This is a genomic window from Halorubrum marinum, assembly GCF_048381195.1.
Classification (GTDB): domain Archaea; phylum Halobacteriota; class Halobacteria; order Halobacteriales; family Haloferacaceae; genus Halorubrum.
This window is the reverse complement of record NZ_JBLWMM010000005.1, coordinates 135,003-151,774: the sequence shown is the minus strand read 5'-3', so window position 1 is coordinate 151,774 and position 16,772 is coordinate 135,003. Positions and strand designations below refer to the sequence as shown.

The 16,772-nt window shown below is 68.4% G+C and carries 17 protein-coding genes; 6 read left to right on the top strand and 11 right to left on the bottom strand.

All coding sequences use genetic code 11. The features are described from left to right. Positions 1–54 precede the first annotated feature (54 nt). Both ACNSN4_RS09290 and ACNSN4_RS09285 read left to right on the top strand, forming a co-directional pair. Complete coding sequence (locus ACNSN4_RS09290) at positions 55–1,062, top strand: ABC transporter ATP-binding protein (protein WP_418285538.1); 1,008 nt, start codon at positions 55–57, stop codon at positions 1,060–1,062. After that, positions 1,059–1,883: an ABC transporter permease gene (locus tag ACNSN4_RS09285; RefSeq protein WP_418285537.1), complete on the top strand. Its 825-nt coding sequence runs from the start codon at positions 1,059–1,061 to the stop codon at positions 1,881–1,883. The genes ACNSN4_RS09290 and ACNSN4_RS09285 overlap by 4 nt, the downstream gene beginning before the upstream one ends. Positions 1,884–1,952: 69 nt before the next feature. On the opposite strand, the gene ACNSN4_RS09280 is transcribed toward ACNSN4_RS09285, so the two are convergent. After that, positions 1,953–3,254 (bottom strand): O-acetylhomoserine aminocarboxypropyltransferase/cysteine synthase family protein, encoded by a 1,302-nt coding sequence (locus ACNSN4_RS09280; RefSeq protein WP_418285536.1) that lies wholly within the window; start codon positions 3,252–3,254, stop codon positions 1,953–1,955. 143 nt (positions 3,255–3,397) lie between these two features. On the opposite strand from ACNSN4_RS09280, the gene ACNSN4_RS09275 reads away from it, so the two are divergent. Then, on the top strand, positions 3,398–4,627 hold the full coding sequence (locus ACNSN4_RS09275; RefSeq protein WP_418285535.1) for an SPFH domain-containing protein: 1,230 nt from the start codon (positions 3,398–3,400) through the stop codon (positions 4,625–4,627). A gap of 73 nt (positions 4,628–4,700) precedes the next feature. On the opposite strand, the gene ACNSN4_RS09270 is transcribed toward ACNSN4_RS09275, so the two are convergent. The 3 genes from ACNSN4_RS09270 to uvrB all read right to left on the bottom strand — a co-directional run bounded on the left by ACNSN4_RS09270 (position 4,701) and on the right by uvrB (position 8,122). After that, positions 4,701–5,285 (bottom strand): hypothetical protein, encoded by a 585-nt coding sequence (locus tag ACNSN4_RS09270; RefSeq protein WP_418285534.1) that lies wholly within the window; start codon positions 5,283–5,285, stop codon positions 4,701–4,703. A gap of 83 nt (positions 5,286–5,368) precedes the next feature. Beyond that, a complete protein-coding gene (locus tag ACNSN4_RS09265) occupies positions 5,369–5,899 on the bottom strand; it encodes a hypothetical protein (protein ID WP_418285533.1) in 531 nt (176 codons plus the stop codon). Between the two features lie 168 nt (positions 5,900–6,067). Beyond that, on the bottom strand, positions 6,068–8,122 hold the full coding sequence (gene uvrB, locus ACNSN4_RS09260) for an excinuclease ABC subunit UvrB (protein ID WP_418285532.1): 2,055 nt from the start codon (positions 8,120–8,122) through the stop codon (positions 6,068–6,070). Between the two features lie 135 nt (positions 8,123–8,257). Between uvrB and ACNSN4_RS09255 the strand changes: the two genes are divergently transcribed. After that, the gene (locus ACNSN4_RS09255; protein ID WP_418285531.1) at positions 8,258–8,488 is read left to right on the top strand and encodes a hypothetical protein; all 231 of its coding nucleotides are present in this window, start codon (positions 8,258–8,260) and stop codon (positions 8,486–8,488) included. A 45-nt stretch (positions 8,489–8,533) separates the two neighbouring features. Here ACNSN4_RS09255 and ACNSN4_RS09250 read toward each other — a convergent pair whose 3' ends face one another. Next, positions 8,534–10,498, bottom strand: coding sequence for a hypothetical protein (locus ACNSN4_RS09250; protein WP_418285530.1), 1,965 nt, complete (start codon positions 10,496–10,498; stop codon positions 8,534–8,536). A 161-nt stretch (positions 10,499–10,659) separates the two neighbouring features. Here ACNSN4_RS09250 and hisG point away from each other — a divergent pair, with 161 nt between their 5' ends. Next, positions 10,660–11,550: an ATP phosphoribosyltransferase gene (gene hisG, locus ACNSN4_RS09245; RefSeq protein WP_418285529.1), complete on the top strand. Its 891-nt coding sequence runs from the start codon at positions 10,660–10,662 to the stop codon at positions 11,548–11,550. Positions 11,551–11,634: 84 nt separating this feature from the next. Here hisG and ACNSN4_RS09240 read toward each other — a convergent pair whose 3' ends face one another. From ACNSN4_RS09240 to larB, 3 genes are all read right to left on the bottom strand, one after another. Beyond that, complete coding sequence (locus ACNSN4_RS09240; protein ID WP_418285528.1) at positions 11,635–11,913, bottom strand: GIY-YIG nuclease family protein; 279 nt, start codon at positions 11,911–11,913, stop codon at positions 11,635–11,637. Positions 11,914–11,970: 57 nt separating this feature from the next. Further along, positions 11,971–12,123 (bottom strand): DUF7563 family protein, encoded by a 153-nt coding sequence (locus ACNSN4_RS09235; RefSeq protein WP_418285527.1) that lies wholly within the window; start codon positions 12,121–12,123, stop codon positions 11,971–11,973. 124 nt (positions 12,124–12,247) lie between these two features. After that, positions 12,248–13,030, bottom strand: a complete 783-nt coding sequence (larB, locus tag ACNSN4_RS09230; protein WP_418285526.1) for a nickel pincer cofactor biosynthesis protein LarB — start codon at positions 13,028–13,030, stop codon at positions 12,248–12,250. A gap of 186 nt (positions 13,031–13,216) precedes the next feature. Between larB and ACNSN4_RS09225 the strand changes: the two genes are divergently transcribed. After that, a complete protein-coding gene (locus ACNSN4_RS09225) occupies positions 13,217–13,384 on the top strand; it encodes a DUF1931 family protein (protein ID WP_004047560.1) in 168 nt (55 codons plus the stop codon). Between the two features lie 132 nt (positions 13,385–13,516). Here the strand turns inward: ACNSN4_RS09225 and rpiA are convergent, their stop codons facing one another. From rpiA to ACNSN4_RS09210, 3 genes are all read right to left on the bottom strand, one after another. Next, positions 13,517–14,236, bottom strand: a complete 720-nt coding sequence (gene rpiA / locus ACNSN4_RS09220) for a ribose-5-phosphate isomerase RpiA (protein ID WP_418285525.1) — start codon at positions 14,234–14,236, stop codon at positions 13,517–13,519. A gap of 106 nt (positions 14,237–14,342) precedes the next feature. Then, positions 14,343–15,470, bottom strand: coding sequence for an ORC1-type DNA replication protein (locus ACNSN4_RS09215; protein WP_418285524.1), 1,128 nt, complete (start codon positions 15,468–15,470; stop codon positions 14,343–14,345). A 189-nt stretch (positions 15,471–15,659) separates the two neighbouring features. Further along, positions 15,660–16,712, bottom strand: a complete 1,053-nt coding sequence (locus ACNSN4_RS09210) for a methyltransferase domain-containing protein (protein WP_418285523.1) — start codon at positions 16,710–16,712, stop codon at positions 15,660–15,662. Positions 16,713–16,772: the final 60 nt, after the last annotated feature.

Sequence of the window (16,772 nt, the reverse complement as noted above, 5' to 3'; positions counted from 1 at the left end):
ACGTCCCGCGCGTCGACCCGCAACCCTTTATCCTGAGACGCGGGAACGAGGGGTATGACCGCCATCGAACTGCGGGGCGTGACGAAGGAGTTCGCCGACGTCACGGCCGTTCGCGGCCTCGATCTCACCGTCGAAGAGGGAGAGGTGTACGGCTTCCTCGGTCCGAACGGCGCCGGCAAGTCGACGACCATCGACATGGTGCTCGACCTCGTCCGGCCGACCGAGGGGACGGTGCGCGTGCTCGGACAGGACGCCACGGCCGACGGCGTGGCGATCCGCGAGCGGACCGGCGTCCTCCCCGACGGATTTTCGGTGTACGACCGGCTCTCCGGGCGACAACACGTCGAGTTCGCCGTCAAATCGAAGGAGGCCGACGACGACCCCGACGCCCTCCTCGATCGGGTCGGAATCCTCGAAGACGCCGACCGGAAGGCCGGCGGCTACTCGAAGGGGATGCGCCAGCGGCTCGTGCTCGCGATGGCGCTGGTCGGGGAGCCCGACCTCCTCATCCTCGACGAGCCCTCCTCCGGACTGGACCCCGCGGGCGCGAAGGAGATGCGCGAGATCGTTCAGCGCGAGGCCGACCGCGGCGCGACCGTCTTCTTCTCCTCCCACATCCTCGAACAGGTCGACGCCGTCTGCGACCGCGTCGGGATCCTCCGAGACGGCGAGCTCGTCGCCGAGGACTCCGTCGAGGGCCTCCGCGAGGCCGTGGGCGGCGAGGAGACGCTGGAGATCTCGATCGGCGGCGGCGACGCGGAGGGCACGAGCGACGCGGCCATCGAGGCGGTCCGTGGCCTCGACGGCGTCAGCCGCGTCGACCGCGACGGCGACACCCTCGTGGTGAGCTGTGCCGACGACGCGAAGACCCGCGTCATCGGCGCGCTGGAAGACGCCGGCGTCGCCGTGAACGACTTCCACACCCGGGAGGCGTCGCTGGAGGACCTCTTCTTGGCGTACACCGAGGGCGACGTGGCAGAATCTGACGGCGCGGACGCTGACAGAGCCGCCGCGGACGGCGCGGATACCGCAAAGGCCGCAGACGAGGAGGTGGACGCGTGAGCCTCCCCGCCATCGCGGAGAAGGACTTCCAGGACACGGTGCGCTCGCGCGGGATGTTGATCCTCGTGGCGCTGTTCTCGCTGCTCGTCTCCGTGTTCGCGTACGTCTTCACGCCGCCGGGAGAGCAGTTCGGGACGGAGTTCCTGTTGAGCGTCGCCGTCGGCCCGTTCCTCGTGACGACGCTCGTCCCGCTCGTGGCCGTCGTCGTCGGATACAACGCCGTCAGCGGCGAGCGTGAGTCCGGCTCGTTGAAGCTGCTGCTCTCTCTCCCGCACTCCCGTGCAGACGTGGTGTTCGGAAAGGTGGCCGGGCGCGGCGCCGCGCTGTCACTCGCGGTGTTCGCCGGCTTTCTCCTCCCGGCGATCGTGTTGCTCGCGCTCTCTCAGTTCGGCTACATCCAAACGTTCAACGCCGGTTCGTACCTCGGATACACGGTCTTCGCCGCGGTCCTCGGGATCGTCTTCGTCGCCATCGCGGTCGGCTGCTCGGCCGCAGCGACGACACAGCGGCGGGCGCTCATCGGCGGGGTCGCGATCTACGTCCTGTTCGTGATGCTGTGGGGCGCGATCACCGGGCAATTCCTCGACGCCGCGAGCGGGGTGGTCGATCGCCTACCGGCGTCACAACAGCAGGTCAGCGTGTTCCTCCAGGTCGCGAACCCGATAACGGGCGTCGAGTTGCTTTCCAACGCGTTCCTCGGCGAACAGCTGTTCAGCGGCGAGACCGTGAACCAGCAGATTTCGGCGGTGTCGATGCTCGTGTTCTGGACGATCGCCCCGCCGTTGGTCGGTCTCTGGAAGTTCGACGGCGACGATTTATAAGCGGACGCGGCGGCCTCGGGATCGCTTATTAAAAAAAAGTGCGACGGACTCAGACGGCCGGCAGCCGAGCTACGCGCTCGCCGTCTCGATCGCGGCTTCGAGGTCGGCGACGATGTCAGCCGGGTCCTCGATGCCGACGGAGAGCCGGACCATGTCGCCGGTGACCCCGGCGGCCTCCTGTTCCTCCTCGGTGAGCTGCTGGTGGGTCGTCGAGGCGGGGTGGATGACGAGCGTCTTCGCGTCGCCGACGTTCGCGAGCAGGGAGGCCAGATCGGCGTTCTCGACGGTCGCCTTCGCGGCCTCGAAGCCGCCTTCGAGCCCGAAGGTGATCATGCCGCCGTAGCCGCCTTCCAGGTACTCGCTCGCTTCTTCGTGGGTCTCGTGACTCTCCAGTCCGGGGTAGTTCACCCACGCGACGTCGTCGTGTTCGTCGAGGTACTCCGCGACGATGCCGGCGTTCTCGCAGTGGCGCTCCATCCGGAGCGGGAGCGACTCCGTCTGCTGGAGCGTGTTCCACGCGTCGAACGGCGACTGCTGATCGCCCAGGTCGCGCAGCCCGCGGGTGACCGCCGCGAACGTGAACGCCGCGTCACCGAACGCCTCGACGTAGTTGATCCCGTGGTACGCGGGGTTGTCTTGGGCGATTTCGGGGTACTTCTCGGGGTACTCGCCCCAGGGGAAGGAGCCGCCGTCGACGAGGACGCCGCCGACGGTCGTGCCGTTGCCGGTGAGCCACTTCGTCGTCGACTCCCAGACGAGGTCCGCGCCGTGGTCGAGGGGGCGGCAGAGGTACGGCGTCGCGAACGTGTTGTCGACGAACAGCGGGACGCCGTGGTCGTGGGCGATGTCGGCGATTCGCTGGATGTCGGGAGTGACGAGGGCGGGGTTCCCGATGGTCTCGAGGTGGACGTAGGCGGTGTCCTCGTCGATGGCGTCGGCGTATCCCTCGTAGTCGAGGGGATCGACGAACCGCGTCGTGACCCCGCGGCGCTCGACGGAGTGGGTGAGATACGTGTAGGTCCCGCCGTACAGCGCGGACGACGAGACGATGTTGTCGCCCGCGCTCGCGAGCATGAACGTCGCGAGGTCGAGCGACGCCATGCCCGAAGAGGTGGCCACCGCGCCGACCCCGTTTTCGAGCGAGGCGATACGCTCCTCGAGGGCGGCGTTCGTCGGGTTCATGATCCGCGAGTAGACGTTACCCGCCTCCTCCAATGCGAACAGCCGAGCGGCGTGTTCGGCGTCCTCGAACTCGTAGGAGGTCGTCTGATAGATCGGGGTCGCGCGGGCACCGGTCGCCGGGTCCGGCGTCGAGCCTGCGTGAACGCTTCTGGTTCGGAACTCGTGTGCGTCGTCCTCGTCGGATGGCATACCTGCTCGTGGGTGCGCCGAACGCTTAAAATCGCCCGACCTTCGCGGGCGTTTCCGCTTCCTCGGACGCGTCGTGGTGTCGGCGAGGGAATTCGAGCTGTACTCGTGACAACCGTTAACAGCATCGGGACGTAAGATCGGGTATGGGAACTCAAGGTCCGCGCGGCGACTCCCCCGAACTGTCCGACGCCGTCGGGTCGATACCCGATTCGGTCTGGCAGTACACGGCGCTCGGTGCCGCCCTCCTCGTCGGATTCGCCCTCCTCAGCCAGAGTCTGGTCTTCGGCGTCGCGACGCTCGCACTGCTGCTCGCCGTGGTCACGATCGTCAGCGCGGTCGAGATCGTCGACGCCTACGATAAAAAAGCGCTCACGGTGTTCGGCGAGTACCGAAAGCTGCTCCAGCCCGGCGTCCACGTCATTCCGCCGTTCGTCTCCCGCACGTATCCGTTCGACATGCGGACCCAGACCCTCGACGTGCCCCGCCAATCGGCGATCACGCGCGACAACTCGCCCGTGACCGCCGACGCCGTCGTCTACATCAAGGTGATGGACGCGAAGAAGGCCTTCTTGGAGGTCGACGACTACAAGAACGCCGTTTCGAACCTCGCACAGACGACGCTCCGGGCCGTCCTCGGCGACATGGAGCTCGACGACACGCTCTCGCGACGCGAGCTGATCAACAACCGGATCAACGAGGAGCTGGACGAGCCGACCGACGAGTGGGGGATCCGCGTCGAGGCCGTCGAGGTCCGCGAGGTGAGCCCCTCACAGGAGGTCCAGCGCGCGATGGAGCAGCAGACCGGCGCGGAGCGTCGCCGCCGGGCGATGATCCTCGAAGCGCAGGGAGAGCGACGCTCCGCGATCGAGCAGGCGGAGGGTGACAAGCAGTCGAACATCATCCGCGCGCAGGGTGAAAAGCAGAGCCAGATCCTCGAAGCGCAGGGGGACGCGATCTCGACCGTGTTGCGCGCGCGGTCCGCCGAATCGATGGGCGAGCGCGCCATCATCGAGCGCGGCATGGAGACCTTAGAGGAGATCGGCAAGGGCGAGTCGACGACGTTCGTCCTCCCGCAGGAACTCACCAGCCTCGTCGGCCGCTACGGCAAGGCCCTCTCCGGCTCCGACGTCCAGCAGATGGAGGGACTAGAGGGGAAGGAATTCGACGAGGAGACCGAGAAGCTGCTCGGACTGGAGGACATCGAGAGCGCTCTCGAGCAGCTCGACACGGTGGCCGACAGCGACCTGCGGACCGACGAGACCCGCGACGCCGACACGGCCCGCGACGTCGACCTCGCCCGTCAGGAGGAGAAGACTCGCGAGGCGGACCGGGACATCGAGCTGGAGGCCGAGAGCGAGAAGCCGGGGACCTGAGACGCGTCGACAGCAACTGCCTCAGCCTCCAGAGTCCAGTCCCGACTGCCGTTTTTCGGACCAGAAAGACGACCTACGGCCGCCACGTACCGTCGACCGCGAAGAGCGCCGCAACCGCGACCGCACCGCCGACGCCACCCGCGAAGAGCGTCAGCGCCGCGTGCGCCGACGCCGCGATCACGGCGAGCAGCAATCCGGCACCGACGAGCAGCGCGACGGTGTCGCCGGTGATCGACGCGCGGACCACGGGCGCGACGGCACCGCCGACGGCGGCTCCCGCCGCGACCGCGCCGGGCGGGCCACCGATCGCCGTTTCGATCGCGTCAACACCGATGTTCGCGGAGAGCAACACCGTCGGGTCCGTGAGACCCACGCCGAAGGCGATCGCGCCGGCAGCTCCGACAGCGGGAGCGACGAGCGCGCCGCGTGCGGAGACTGCGGACCCCGTGAGCGCGGCGATCCCGGTGACCAACAGGACCGATCCGGCGGCGAGAAGCGCCGGAGTGGCGACGTTCGAGAACGGCGAGGGCGCTAGCTGCGTGATAGCTCCGGGACCGGTCGCCGGAGCGACCGCGGGTGCGAGGCGGGCCGCGAGGGCGAGCGTGACCACTGCGGCGACGAGGAGGGCGACACCGAGTGTACGGCGAGAGAGACTCATACCGAGACCAAGCGCGCCGTGACACAAAACGATCGCGGGACGGAAGCGCGGTCGTCGCCGTAGCTTGGAGTCGAGAGGCTGCCTCAGATCGTCACGCCGGCGCGCTCGCCGTCGATCGAGACGACCACGCGAGCGGGCGGCCCACGGTCGTCGGTCAGCCGGACCAAGAGCGTCTTCACGACCAGTTCGTCGTCGTTCGGCTCGCCGCGCGGGCCCGCCTCGTCGACGGCGATCCGGAGGGATCGACCGCCGGTCCGGCTGACCGATCCGAGCCGGAGTTCGACCGCGGGCGCGGCGAGTCGCTGGGCGACGACGAGCACCGACGCGCCGCCGTCGTCGACGAACGACGTCTCCGCGACGAACGCCATCGCCGACTCGGCATCCGGACGGATCGCGCGACGCGCACCGGTGGGCGAGCGGAACGAGACGGCGTGAGTCGGCAGCTCCTCGGGCCGAGAGTGGATGCTCTGGCCCTCGGCGAGGGGGTTACCGTCGACGTACCGGCTCCGCACCCGGAGGTCCCGCGGCGTCGACGCGGCCACGTCGTGGAGGCGGTCGACGCAGCCCGCGCTGGAGAGCGTAAGCGCTCCGACGACGACCGCGCGGCGGCGCATGTGACGGGGTGGGCCGTTCGCGGGTAAAAACCTCGCCGTCGCGGTCGCGCGAACTGAGAATTGGGCGGTAAGGTCGATGAGGGCGGCGAGGTTGCAAGGTCGATGAGGGCGGCGAGGTTGCAAGGTCGATGAGGGCGGCGAGGGAGGCACCGCGAGCGCGAGCGCAGGTCACTCGTCGACGATCGGGGCGGGAACGCCCTCGTCGTCGGCGGCGAGTTCGAAGGCGCGGCGGAGCTCGGCGATCCGGTCGCGGATGTCCGCCGCCAGCTCGAACTCGAGGTTGCTCGCGGCCTCGTTCATCCGGTCTTCGAGCGCCTCGATCTGCGCTTCCGCCTCCTCTTCGCTCTCGACGTCGCCGACGCTGACCGACGAGGTGTCCGTCTTCGACCCGGGAAGGTTCGTTTCGCTGACCGGCTTGTCGATGGTGGTCGCCTCGTAGCCGTGCTCGGCGTTGTACTCCAGTTGGATCTCGCGGCGGCGCTGGGTCTCCCCGATCGCGGCCTCCATCGAGTCGGTGGTTCGGTCGGCGTAGAGCACGACCTCCCCGTTGACGTTGCGGGCGGCCCGGCCCATCGTCTGCACGAGCGTCGTCGTGGAGCGTAAGAATCCCTCCTGGTCGGCGTCGAGGATGGCGACGAGGCTCACCTCCGGGATGTCGAGCCCCTCGCGCAGCAGGTTGATGCCGACGAGCACGTCGATGTTTCCCAGCCGGAGGTCGCGGATGATCTCGTGTCGCTCCAGGGTGTCCGTCTCGTCGTGCATGTACGCCACGTCGATCCCGGCCTCCTCGAAGTACTCCGTGAGGTCCTCCGCCATCCGCTTGGTGAGCGTGGTGACGAGGACGCGCTCGTCGCGCTCGATCCGCTCGTCGACCCGTTCGAGGAGGTCCTCGACTTGCCCCGTGGCCTCCGTCACCTCCACCTTCGGGTCGACGAGGTGCGTCGGGCGAACGATCTGTTCGACGATCCGATCGGAGGTCTCGCGCTCGTAGTCGCCCGGCGTCGCGGAGACGTAGAGGGTGCGGTCCGTCTTCTCCTCGAACTCCTCGAAGGTGAGCGGCCGGTTGTCGTACGCCGTGGGGAGCCGGAACCCGTTCCCGACGAGCGAGTCCTTCCGCGATTTGTCGCCCGCGTACTGGCCTTTGATCTGCGGGATCGTCTGGTGGGACTCGTCGATCACCGTGAGGAAGTCGTCGGGGAAGTAATCCATCAGGGTGTACGGCGCGTCGCCCGACTCGCGGTCGTCCATGTGGACGGAGTAGTTCTCGATCCCCGAGCAGTAGCCCGCCTCCCGGAGCATCTCGACGTCGAAGGTGGTCCGTTCCTCGATGCGCTGAGCCGCCACGAGGTCGCCCTGCCGCTCGAAGTAGCTCACCCGCTGTTCCATCAGGTCCTCTATCTCCGCGATCGCCTGCTCCAGTTTGTCGTCGGGGATCGAGTAGTGCTCCGCGGGGTGGAGCATGACGGCGGGCTCGTCGCTCACGGCCTCGCCTTTCATCGGGTCGACCTTGATCATCCGGTCGATCTCGTCGCCCCACAGCTCCACGCGGACCGCGTACCGCCCGTACATCGGGTAGATCTCCACGGTGTCACCTCGAACGCGGAAGGTGCCCTGCGTGAAGTCCACGTCGTTGCGCTCGTAGTTCAGGTCGACGAGCCGGGAGAGCAGTTCCTCGCGGCCGACCGCCTCGCCGACCTCCAAGCGGAGCGCCATGTCGCGGTAGTTCTGCGGGTCGCCGAGCCCGTAGATCGCGGAGACGGAGGCGACCACGATCACGTCGTCACGCGTCAGCAGCGAGCGCGTCGCGGAGTGGCGCAGGCGGTCGATCTCCTCGTTTATCGACATCTCCTTGTCGATGAACGTGTCCGTCTGCTCGACGTACGCCTCCGGTTGGTAGTAGTCGTAGTAGGAGACGAAGTACTCGACCGCGTTGTCCGGAAACAGGTCGCGGAACTCCTCGTACAGTTGGGCCGCGAGCGTCTTGTTGTGGGCGAGAACGAGCATCGGCCGGTTCAGTTCCTCGGCGACCCAGGAGACGGTGTTCGTCTTCCCGGAGCCCGTCACGCCGAGCAGCGTCTGCTTTTTCGCGCCCGACTCGAAACCCTCGACCAGCCCCTCGATCGCCTCCGGCTGGTCGCCCGCGGGCTCGAACGGGGCGTCGACGCGGAGCGGTCGGTCGACGGTCGGGCGGTCCTCGGAGAGGGGGGAGTCGGCGTCGCTCACGATACGCGTCGTTGGGCGGCGAGACACTTGAGCGGCGCGCCTAATCGACATTCCACCACGGCTGAGGAACGAGCCAGTCGACGCGATCGGCCGAGACAGCCACTTATTTACCGAGGTGGTCGGATCGGACTCGTGATGGGAATACTCGACGCGTTCGGTTCACTGGCCAGTGCGCTGCTCGCCGGGTTCGTCATGCTCGCCTTCGCGATCTTGAGCCTGTTCGTCACGGTGTTCGTCGTGGACGTCGCGGCCTCGATCGCCGGGTTGAATCCGGATGACGGGTTCGTCGTCCTCGGCGCGACGGTCCTCGCCGGAACCGCGATCCTCGCCGGTGGCGTCGGGTTCGCGACTCCCGAGAACAAGTGAGCCCACGACCCGAGAACTCCACTGATTTTTGCGCTACCGGAGTCGTTAGTTGACTGCTTTCGACAGCTCCGCTCCCGCCTTGAACTTCACGTCGTTGCCCGTTCCCGAGGCGTCAGCGAGGTGAACGAGCGGGGCGTCCAGCGCCGTCACGCTCGCGTTGACCGGCACCCCGTCGCCGTCGTCGTCGGGGTCGTGGAAGCCGTCTCCTCGTTCGCCGATGACCTTGACGTTCACGGCGTTGAGCCCGTTCCGTCCCTCGTCGGTCTGGAACGCCCGTGATGCCATCGCCTCGATCAGTTCCGCTTTGTTCATGTCGGTGCCCTGTACCCGAGCGCTGACGACCGCCGACCCGTGCCGGCTCCGGTCGCGCGAGAACTGCTCGACGACGCGGTCGTCGTACTCGTCGCTCTCGACGTCGTCGGGAGTCACGCTCGCGACCTCGGTCGGGCCCTCGTCGAACAGGAGCGTCGCCGAATCCTCGTAGAGTGCGCCCTCGTCGAGCGTCCACCCGCCGGCGAAGACGACCTGGTCGTCGTGGAGTATCCGGCGGACGTAGAACAGCCCGGGCAACGGACACGGACAGTCCGCCGGCGTCACGGCCACGGGACAGACCAGGGTCGGACTTACCGAGACGGTATCAGCGGCGCGCCGCTGGCCCCAACAGTAGAGCGTACCCTCACCGTCGGCGGCGGCGCGCCGCTGCCCCCAACAGTACACGTCGCCGTCGTTCAGGCTCGCCGCCTCGCGGAGCGTGCCGTCGGCCGCGACGAAGACGCATTTCCCGTCGGTGTCGGCCGACGCCGACGACGCTCCGCTGACGACCGCACCCCCGTCGGTGCTGTAGCCGACGATACCTCGGTTTACCGTGCGGTACGTATCGAGTTCCGCCGAGAGGAGCGTCCCGCAGGAGATGTCGCGGTGGAGCGACGCGGGGCCGTCGAGACGGATACAGCCCTCGTCGTCGTACGAGATCCCGTTGCTGCCGTACCGGTCGTGAAACGGTGCCCGTTTGCCGTCCGGCTCGTGTGAGGCGGCGAAGTACGCGAGCACTCGACTCGGCGTGAGCTCCTCGGCCAGCGAGCCGAGATCGCCCGGCAGACCGGCGTCGGGCAGGCAGACCGTGAATCGCTCGCCGACGGTCGGCTCGCCTCGGAGATATCGAATGATATCGATAAACCGCGGTCGCCCGGGGCGGCGCTCGACGAGCTCGTCGTCGAGGCGCTCGACGTCACCGAGGACGACCTCCTCGACGCCCGCGAGCTCCGCCGCCGCCTCGTCCCAGTTCGCTTCGTCTACGGCGTCGCGTGCGGCTCGAACGCCCGCAACTCGACCGTCCGAGTGCTCCCGAACCGTCTCACAGACGCCGGTTCCGCACTTGTCGAGTTCCGGTCTGAGTGCCCTCGTAGTGAGGGTGACGAATCCGTCGAGCGCGCGTGTAGCGTCCGCTGTCTCGCGTCGCTCCACGGCCTCCCGTGCGGTCGTAACGCGACTCAGCAACGCCAGTTCGATCTCGTGAATCGCCGCGAGAGTGTCTCCGTCGTCGTCATCATCGGCGTCATCGTCGGCGTCGTCGTCGGGACCGACCCACCACTCGGTGCTCGGTTTGTTCGAGCGCGAGGAGTTGTAGTCTTGCGCCTTCGTGACCCCGCTGATCGACCAGCCTTCGAGTTCGATCTCTCGGGATTCGGCCCGGATCGTCGCCGGAACGTGTCGGACCGCTGTCGGGCCGGTGCGGAAGACGCGCGGCTCGTCGCGTCCGGCGCGGTCGCTGGCGCTGCTGGTCGATACGACCGGCGACGTCCGTCCGGCGTAGAACGCCGCCGGCGCGGAGGCCGTCGTCCCGAGCACCTGCTCGCCGGCGCGGTCCACCAGCCCGTCGAGGCCGGAACACCCCGCGAGCCCGCCGAGTGCGACCGCCCCACCGGCGGCGAGAACCGCCCGCCTCGTCGGGCCGAACTCGTCGGTGCTGCCTCCGGCCCGGCTGCTCGTGTCGGTGGGTTTCGTACTCATGCGACATTCATAATGTTTTATAAGTATATAAACTAGCGTATGTCTGACGTCGGATTCGCATACAGTTCTGTCGGCGTTCGAAATCCGCTCCCCGTACCGGATTCGCGGCGACCGAGCTGGCGGACGAAAACGTTTCCCCGTCGCCCCGCGACGCTCAACGTATGCGCATCGCCGTCCCCAACAAGGGCCGCCTACACGATCCGACGCTCTCGCTCCTCGAGCGCGCCGGTCTGCACATCGAAGAGACCGCCGACCGCCAGCTGTACGCCGACACCGTCGACCCCGACGTCTCGATCCTCTTCGCGCGGGCGGCCGATATCCCCGAATACGTCCGTGACGGCGCGGCCGATCTCGGCATTACGGGCCTCGATCAGGCCGCGGAGTCCGGCGGCGTCGCCGACTCCGCTGCGGCCGCGGGCGACGACGATCTCGTCGACCTGCTCGATCTGGGGTACGGCTCCTGTAAGCTCGTCCTCGCCGCGCCGGAGGACGGCGATATCTCGGCCGTCGACGACCTCGTGGACGGGACTATCGCCACCGAGTTCCCGAACGTCACCCGCGACTACCTCGATCGCGTGGGCGTCGACGCCGACGTGGTCACCGTGACGGGCGCGACCGAACTCACCCCCCACGTCGACATGGCCGACGCCATCGTCGATATCACCTCGACGGGGACGACCCTGAAGGTGAACCGCCTCGCCGTGATCGACGACGTGCTCGACTCCTCGGTCCGGCTGTTCGCTCGCCCGGACGTAGTCGACGACCCGAAGGTCGAGCAGGTGCGGACCGCCTTCGAGTCCGTGCTCGCTGCCGACGGGCGGCGCTACCTGATGATGAACGCCCCGAAAGACCGACTCGACGCGGTGAAAGACGTGATCCCCGGGCTCGGCGGCCCGACGGTGATGGACGTCGAAGCCGACGAGAACGGGAACGGTATGGTGGCGGTTCACGCCGTCGTCGAGGAGCGCGACGTGTTCGCGACGATCTCGGAGCTGAAAGGCGTGGGCGCGAGCGGCATCCTCGTCACCGAGATCGAGCGGCTGGTAGAGTAGCGGCTGGTAGAGTAGCGGCTGGTAGAGTAGCCTGGCGGAACAGCGGCTGGTAGAGTAGCGAGGGGGCCGCATGAGATCCGCGGCTCACTCGCTTTCGAACTCGATGAGCGCCTCCTTTTCCGCCCGCGAGAGCGACTTGACCGCGTACTCACGGGACATCGCGGCCGACCTCGAGTCGAACGCCTCGGCGTGACAGAGCGTCACCGGCGTCCGGCCGCGCGTGTACTTCGCTCCCTCACCGGCGTCGTGCTCCGCGACGCGCCGCTCGACATCGGTGGTGTACCCGGTGTAGAGCGTCCCGTCGGCGCACTCGAGGACGTACACGTAGTGAGCCGCGTCGGGATCGGGAGACGTGTCGGACACGATATCGGCTCCGCTCGGGGGCGACGAATAGCTGGCGGTCAGCGCCGAGAATCGCGGTCAGTCTCCGGTGCGGGCACGCTCTCGAGAGACCTCGGCGATCCCGGCGTTCGCGGAACAGTCGGGACAGGCGTTCAGGTCGCCGTGCTCGTTCGCGAAGACGCGCGCGAAGCGGTCCGAGACGTGCGACCCGCAGTGGTCACATTGTGGCATTTGGTACCGGTATTCACCGGCGAATATCGGTAGGGCCTCGACGAACAAATACCCTTTCTCACCCCCTCTAGGTTCCGGAAAACGGCTTATAAAGTCCCGTCATTCGACGGGTGGATAGTCGCCCTCAGTCGTCTTGTGCCGCGTCGACCGCGCGCGCGATCAACCCGGCCTGCGCGCCGGCGACGAACCCGGCGTCGACGTTCACCGTCGTGAGCACCGAACAGGACTGGAGCGCCCCCTGCAGGGCCGCGACGCCCTCGCCGCCGACGCCGTATCCCGTCGAGACCGGGAGTGCGATCACGGGAGCGGCGACGAGTCCGGCGACGACCGTCGGGAGCGCCCCTTCGCGGCCCGCCGCGACGACGACGGCGTCCGCCTCGCGGATCCGGTCGCGCTGGTCGAGGATTCGATCGAGATTCGCGACGCCGACGTCGTCGATTCGGTCGACCGTCGCCCCGATTTCGCGGGCGACGACCGCCGCCTCACCGGCGACCGCCGCGTCCGCGGTACCGGCGGCGACGACCGCGACGGTCGCGTCGAGATCCGGCGGCTCGAACGACGGGGCGTGGACGACGACGGTTCCCGCCCGGTCGTTACGCTCGATCGTCGCGTCGATCGCGACGTCGGGTGAGTCCTCGTCGCCGAGCGCCGTTCGAATCGCGGCCGTGTCCTCGGCGTCCGCTCGGGTCACGAGCGCTCTGCCGGTCGTCTCGACTGCGGTCGTCGTCAGCGCGGCGACCTCCGCGGGCGTCTTTCCCTCCGCGAGGATCGCCTCGGGAATTCCGCGACGGTGTTCGCGCGCGGCGTCGAACCGACCGACGGTCGTCGTCGCGTAGCCCGCGAGTCGTGACTCCGCCTCGGCGACGCCGATTTCGCCGTCCGCGAGCGCCTCGAGCGTGTCGCGCATGGCCGGTGATGGGGGACGAACGGAGTCGTACCTGTCGATCCGGATCGAATTCCGCCCGAAACGGCCGATTGTCTCACAAAGTTTATAAGGTAGCGTTTCGGCACCCCCGCGCGAACGGCACGCACGACGCCCCTCGCGGTCGAATTCAGGAACTCTTATTAACTGTCGATGGATATTCCCGATCGCATGGCAGACCTTATTGTCAAAGCGGCCGTCAAGGAAGCCCTGGACGACAAGAACGTCGCTTCGGACTTCTACGACGCGCTGGACGACGAAGTGGACGAGCTGCTTGAAGACGCTGCGCGCCGCGCCGAGGCCAACGACCGGAAGACGGTCCAGCCTCGCGACCTCTAAGACGGACGCAACCTCCGTTCCGATTTTTTGGCCGAGTGCTGACCGCCGAGCGACGCGTCCGGCCCCGTCGTCGAATCGAGCCACCCGTGACGACGAGAGCTCGCGTTACGTCGTTCGGCGCAACAAGGCGCCTCACCGCCTGACGATCCGCACGTCGGAGTCGGTCCCCACGCGGACCTCGTCGGCCATGTCGACGAAGAGGCCGTGCTCCACCACTCCGGGCGTCCCCGCGAGGGTGGCCGCGAGCGCCGCCGGTTCCGCGATCTCGCCGAACGCGCAGTCGAGCACGAGGTTTCCGTTGTCGGTGACCACGGGACCGTCCTTGCGTTCCGCTCGTCGGAGCGTCGGCTCCCCGCCCGCCGCCCGCACCGCCTCGGCGACGACCGATTGTCCGGCAGGGAGGACCTCGACCGGAACCGAGCGGTCGAGGACCGCGGTCTCCTTCGAGGGATCGGCGACGACGAGGAATCGCTCGGCCGCCGCGTCGACCAGTTTTTCGCGGGCGTGAGCCGCGCCGCCGCCTTTGATAAGGGACGGTGAGGAGGAGTCACCGCCGAGCGCGACCTGATCTGCACCGTCGATCGCGAGGTCGATTCCGGGCGCGCCGGGGCCGACTGCCTCGTCGAGGTCGAGGAGCGGAATCCCGGATTCGAGCGCGAGCTCGCGGCTCGCGAACGAGGTCGCCACCCCGCGGATGTCGAGACCGGCATCGACTCGCTCGCCGAGTCGCCGGATCGCGTGGGCCGCCGTCGAGCCCGTCCCGAGGCCGACGACGTCGCCGTCGTCGACCGCCGCGGCCGCCGATTCCCCGGCGCGTCGCTTCGCCGCGTCGCTCCCGCCGCTCGTCTTCATACCCTCGACTCGACGGGGCGGGTTGAAAAGGCGTCGGCGTCGGGAGAGCGGCGATCGGGTCGGCGTCGAGCGCGAGCGGACACGACAGCCGGTGTCTCGACTTCGCTCACTCCAGTCGGTCGAGTACGGCCTCGGCGTCGTACGCCAGCGAGAGCTCGCGAGAGCGACCGCGCCCCTCGACGTCGGCGTACTCCGCGTCGATGACGCCGAGCTGATCGAGCTTGTTGATGATCTCCGAGTAGCGGGTGTAGCCGAGACCGGTCTCGTCGTGGAACGCCTCGTACACCGTTCCGGCGCGCTCGCCGTCGTACTCCGCCAAAACGCGAACGAGGTCGCGTTCGGACTCCGAGAGCCCTCGCAGCGACCGCGAGAGGTGAACGTGTTTGGACTTGTCGTAGGCCGACTCCACGTCCTCCTCGGCGATCGTCTTCGAGGCGCGCATCTCCGCGTTCAGCCCGGCTCGCCGAAGCAGGTCGATGCCGACGCGGAGATCGCCGCTGTCGGCGGTGAGCTCGGCGACGCGTTCCAACACCGCGTCGCCGATAGCGCCGTCGTGGAACCCCCGCTTGGCGCGTTCATAGAGGATATCGTAGATCTCGGTCACGTCGTAGACGGGGAAATACACCTCCTCGGGGCGGAAGACGGACTGGACTCGCGTGTCGAGGTCGTCGATCACGTCGAGGCCGAGATCCGAGGAGACGACGATGACGCCGATCTTCGCGCCCGAATGCGCCTCGTGAGCGCGCAACAGCGAGTAGAGGGTATCGGAGGCCTCGTTCTCGTAAAAGAGGTAGTTCACGTCGTCGAGGGCGACGACGAGCACGTCGTCCTCCTCGACGAGCCGGTCGGTGATCTGGCCGAACAGCTTCTTGAAGGAGATCCCCGAAGAGGGGGGCTCGTACTCGAATATCCCCTCGAAGAGCCGCGAGAAGACGGCGTACCGGGTCGAGTCGACCTGGCAGTTGACCCGGACCGTTCGGACGTCGGTCCGAGCGCCCAGCTCGCCGAACAGCTTCTGGACCGCGGTGGTCTTCCCGGTTCCCGGCGGCCCGCGCACCATCGTGTTGAGCGGACGCGAGCCGCGGACGGCGGGACGGAGCGCGTACTTCAGACTCTCCAGCTGGCTCTCGCGGTGGCGAAACGTCTCGGGGACGTGATCGATTTCGAACACCGACTCGTCGCGGAACACCGACTCGTCCCACGAGAGCATGTCGCCGCCGGCGTCCCCAGTCATGTGCACATCACGACAGGCCGTCCACTTAACCGTTGCCCGCAGGTGCGGTGAAACTGAAACTTGTCGGATGACGCCCGTTTGGCGGGTGTTTCGGCGACCAGTTGTCCACTCTCAGGCGGCTGTGAGTTGGCGTCACGAGGCGGACGTGACGGGGCGACGGGCCGAGCGCGTCACTGTGACGGACCGGCGTCAGCGTCGGTCGAGAACGAGCACGTGGCGGGTCAACGACCGGTGGACGCGACGCTCGAAGACGGCGTCGACCGTCCAGCCGGCCGCGCGCGCCTCGCCGCGCCAGTCCCGGTCGGCGACGACGGCCGCGCGGGGTGCGACCCGCGCCGCCTCCGCGAGCGCGCCGGAGACGAGATCGGCGAGCTCGTGGCGGGCGATCTTCGACTGGCGGCCGTACGGAGCGTCGAACGCGACGCCGTCGACCGCGTCGTCCGGGAGGGGAAGCGCGGTCGCGTCGCCGCGGGCGACGTGCCACTCGGGTCCGCCAGGCTTCTCGCTCGCGTACGCTCTGAGGTTTTCGCGGGTCCCGCGGACCATCTTCGCCTGCGCGTCGCAGGCGAGCGTGTCGGCGCCGACGAGGGCCGCCTCTATGGGTAGCCCGCCGGTACCGCACATGGGGTCGAGGAGGGCCCGCCCCGGCGACGCGCCGGCGAGGTTGGCGTACGCACGGGCGTCGGCGGGAGCCATACTCCCGGGCTGAAAGAACGGGCGGTCGGTGGGCTTCGGCGCGAAGTCGCGGGCGGCCTCCGCGGCGACCCATCCGAGCGCACACACCGACGCCGCGTCGCCGTCCGCACCGGGAACCGCGTCGTGGACCGCGCGGTCTCCGGCCGCGAACAGCGCCCGAAGCACGTGGTCGGGGTCGTCGAGGTCGACGTCGAACCCGCGGTCGACGAGGACGCCGCCCAGCTCGCGTTCCGCGGCCGCGGTCGAGACGTCGGTCGTGTTCCGGACGTTGCGGGCCCGGACCGCGACGGTGCCGTCCCGATCGAGCGACGCGGCGTCGAGGGCGGCCGCCGCCGCCGACACCTCGGCGTCGGTCCGGGCGATCGCCTCGTGGGCGGCGTGGGTGTACGCGAGTCGGCGGAGCGGGCTCTCCCGGTCGCCGACGCCACCACCGAGGCTCCCGGCGCTCGCGATGCCCGGCGCGAGTAGCTCCACGCCGGCCGCCGCCGTCGACGCCTCGTAGGCGGCGAACGCGTCTTCCTCGCCGGCGAGTTCGAGCCAGTACACGCACCGGGGTCGGGCCGCCGGTCGCAAGAGGATAGCGGTTCCGACCAACCACTTTATTAC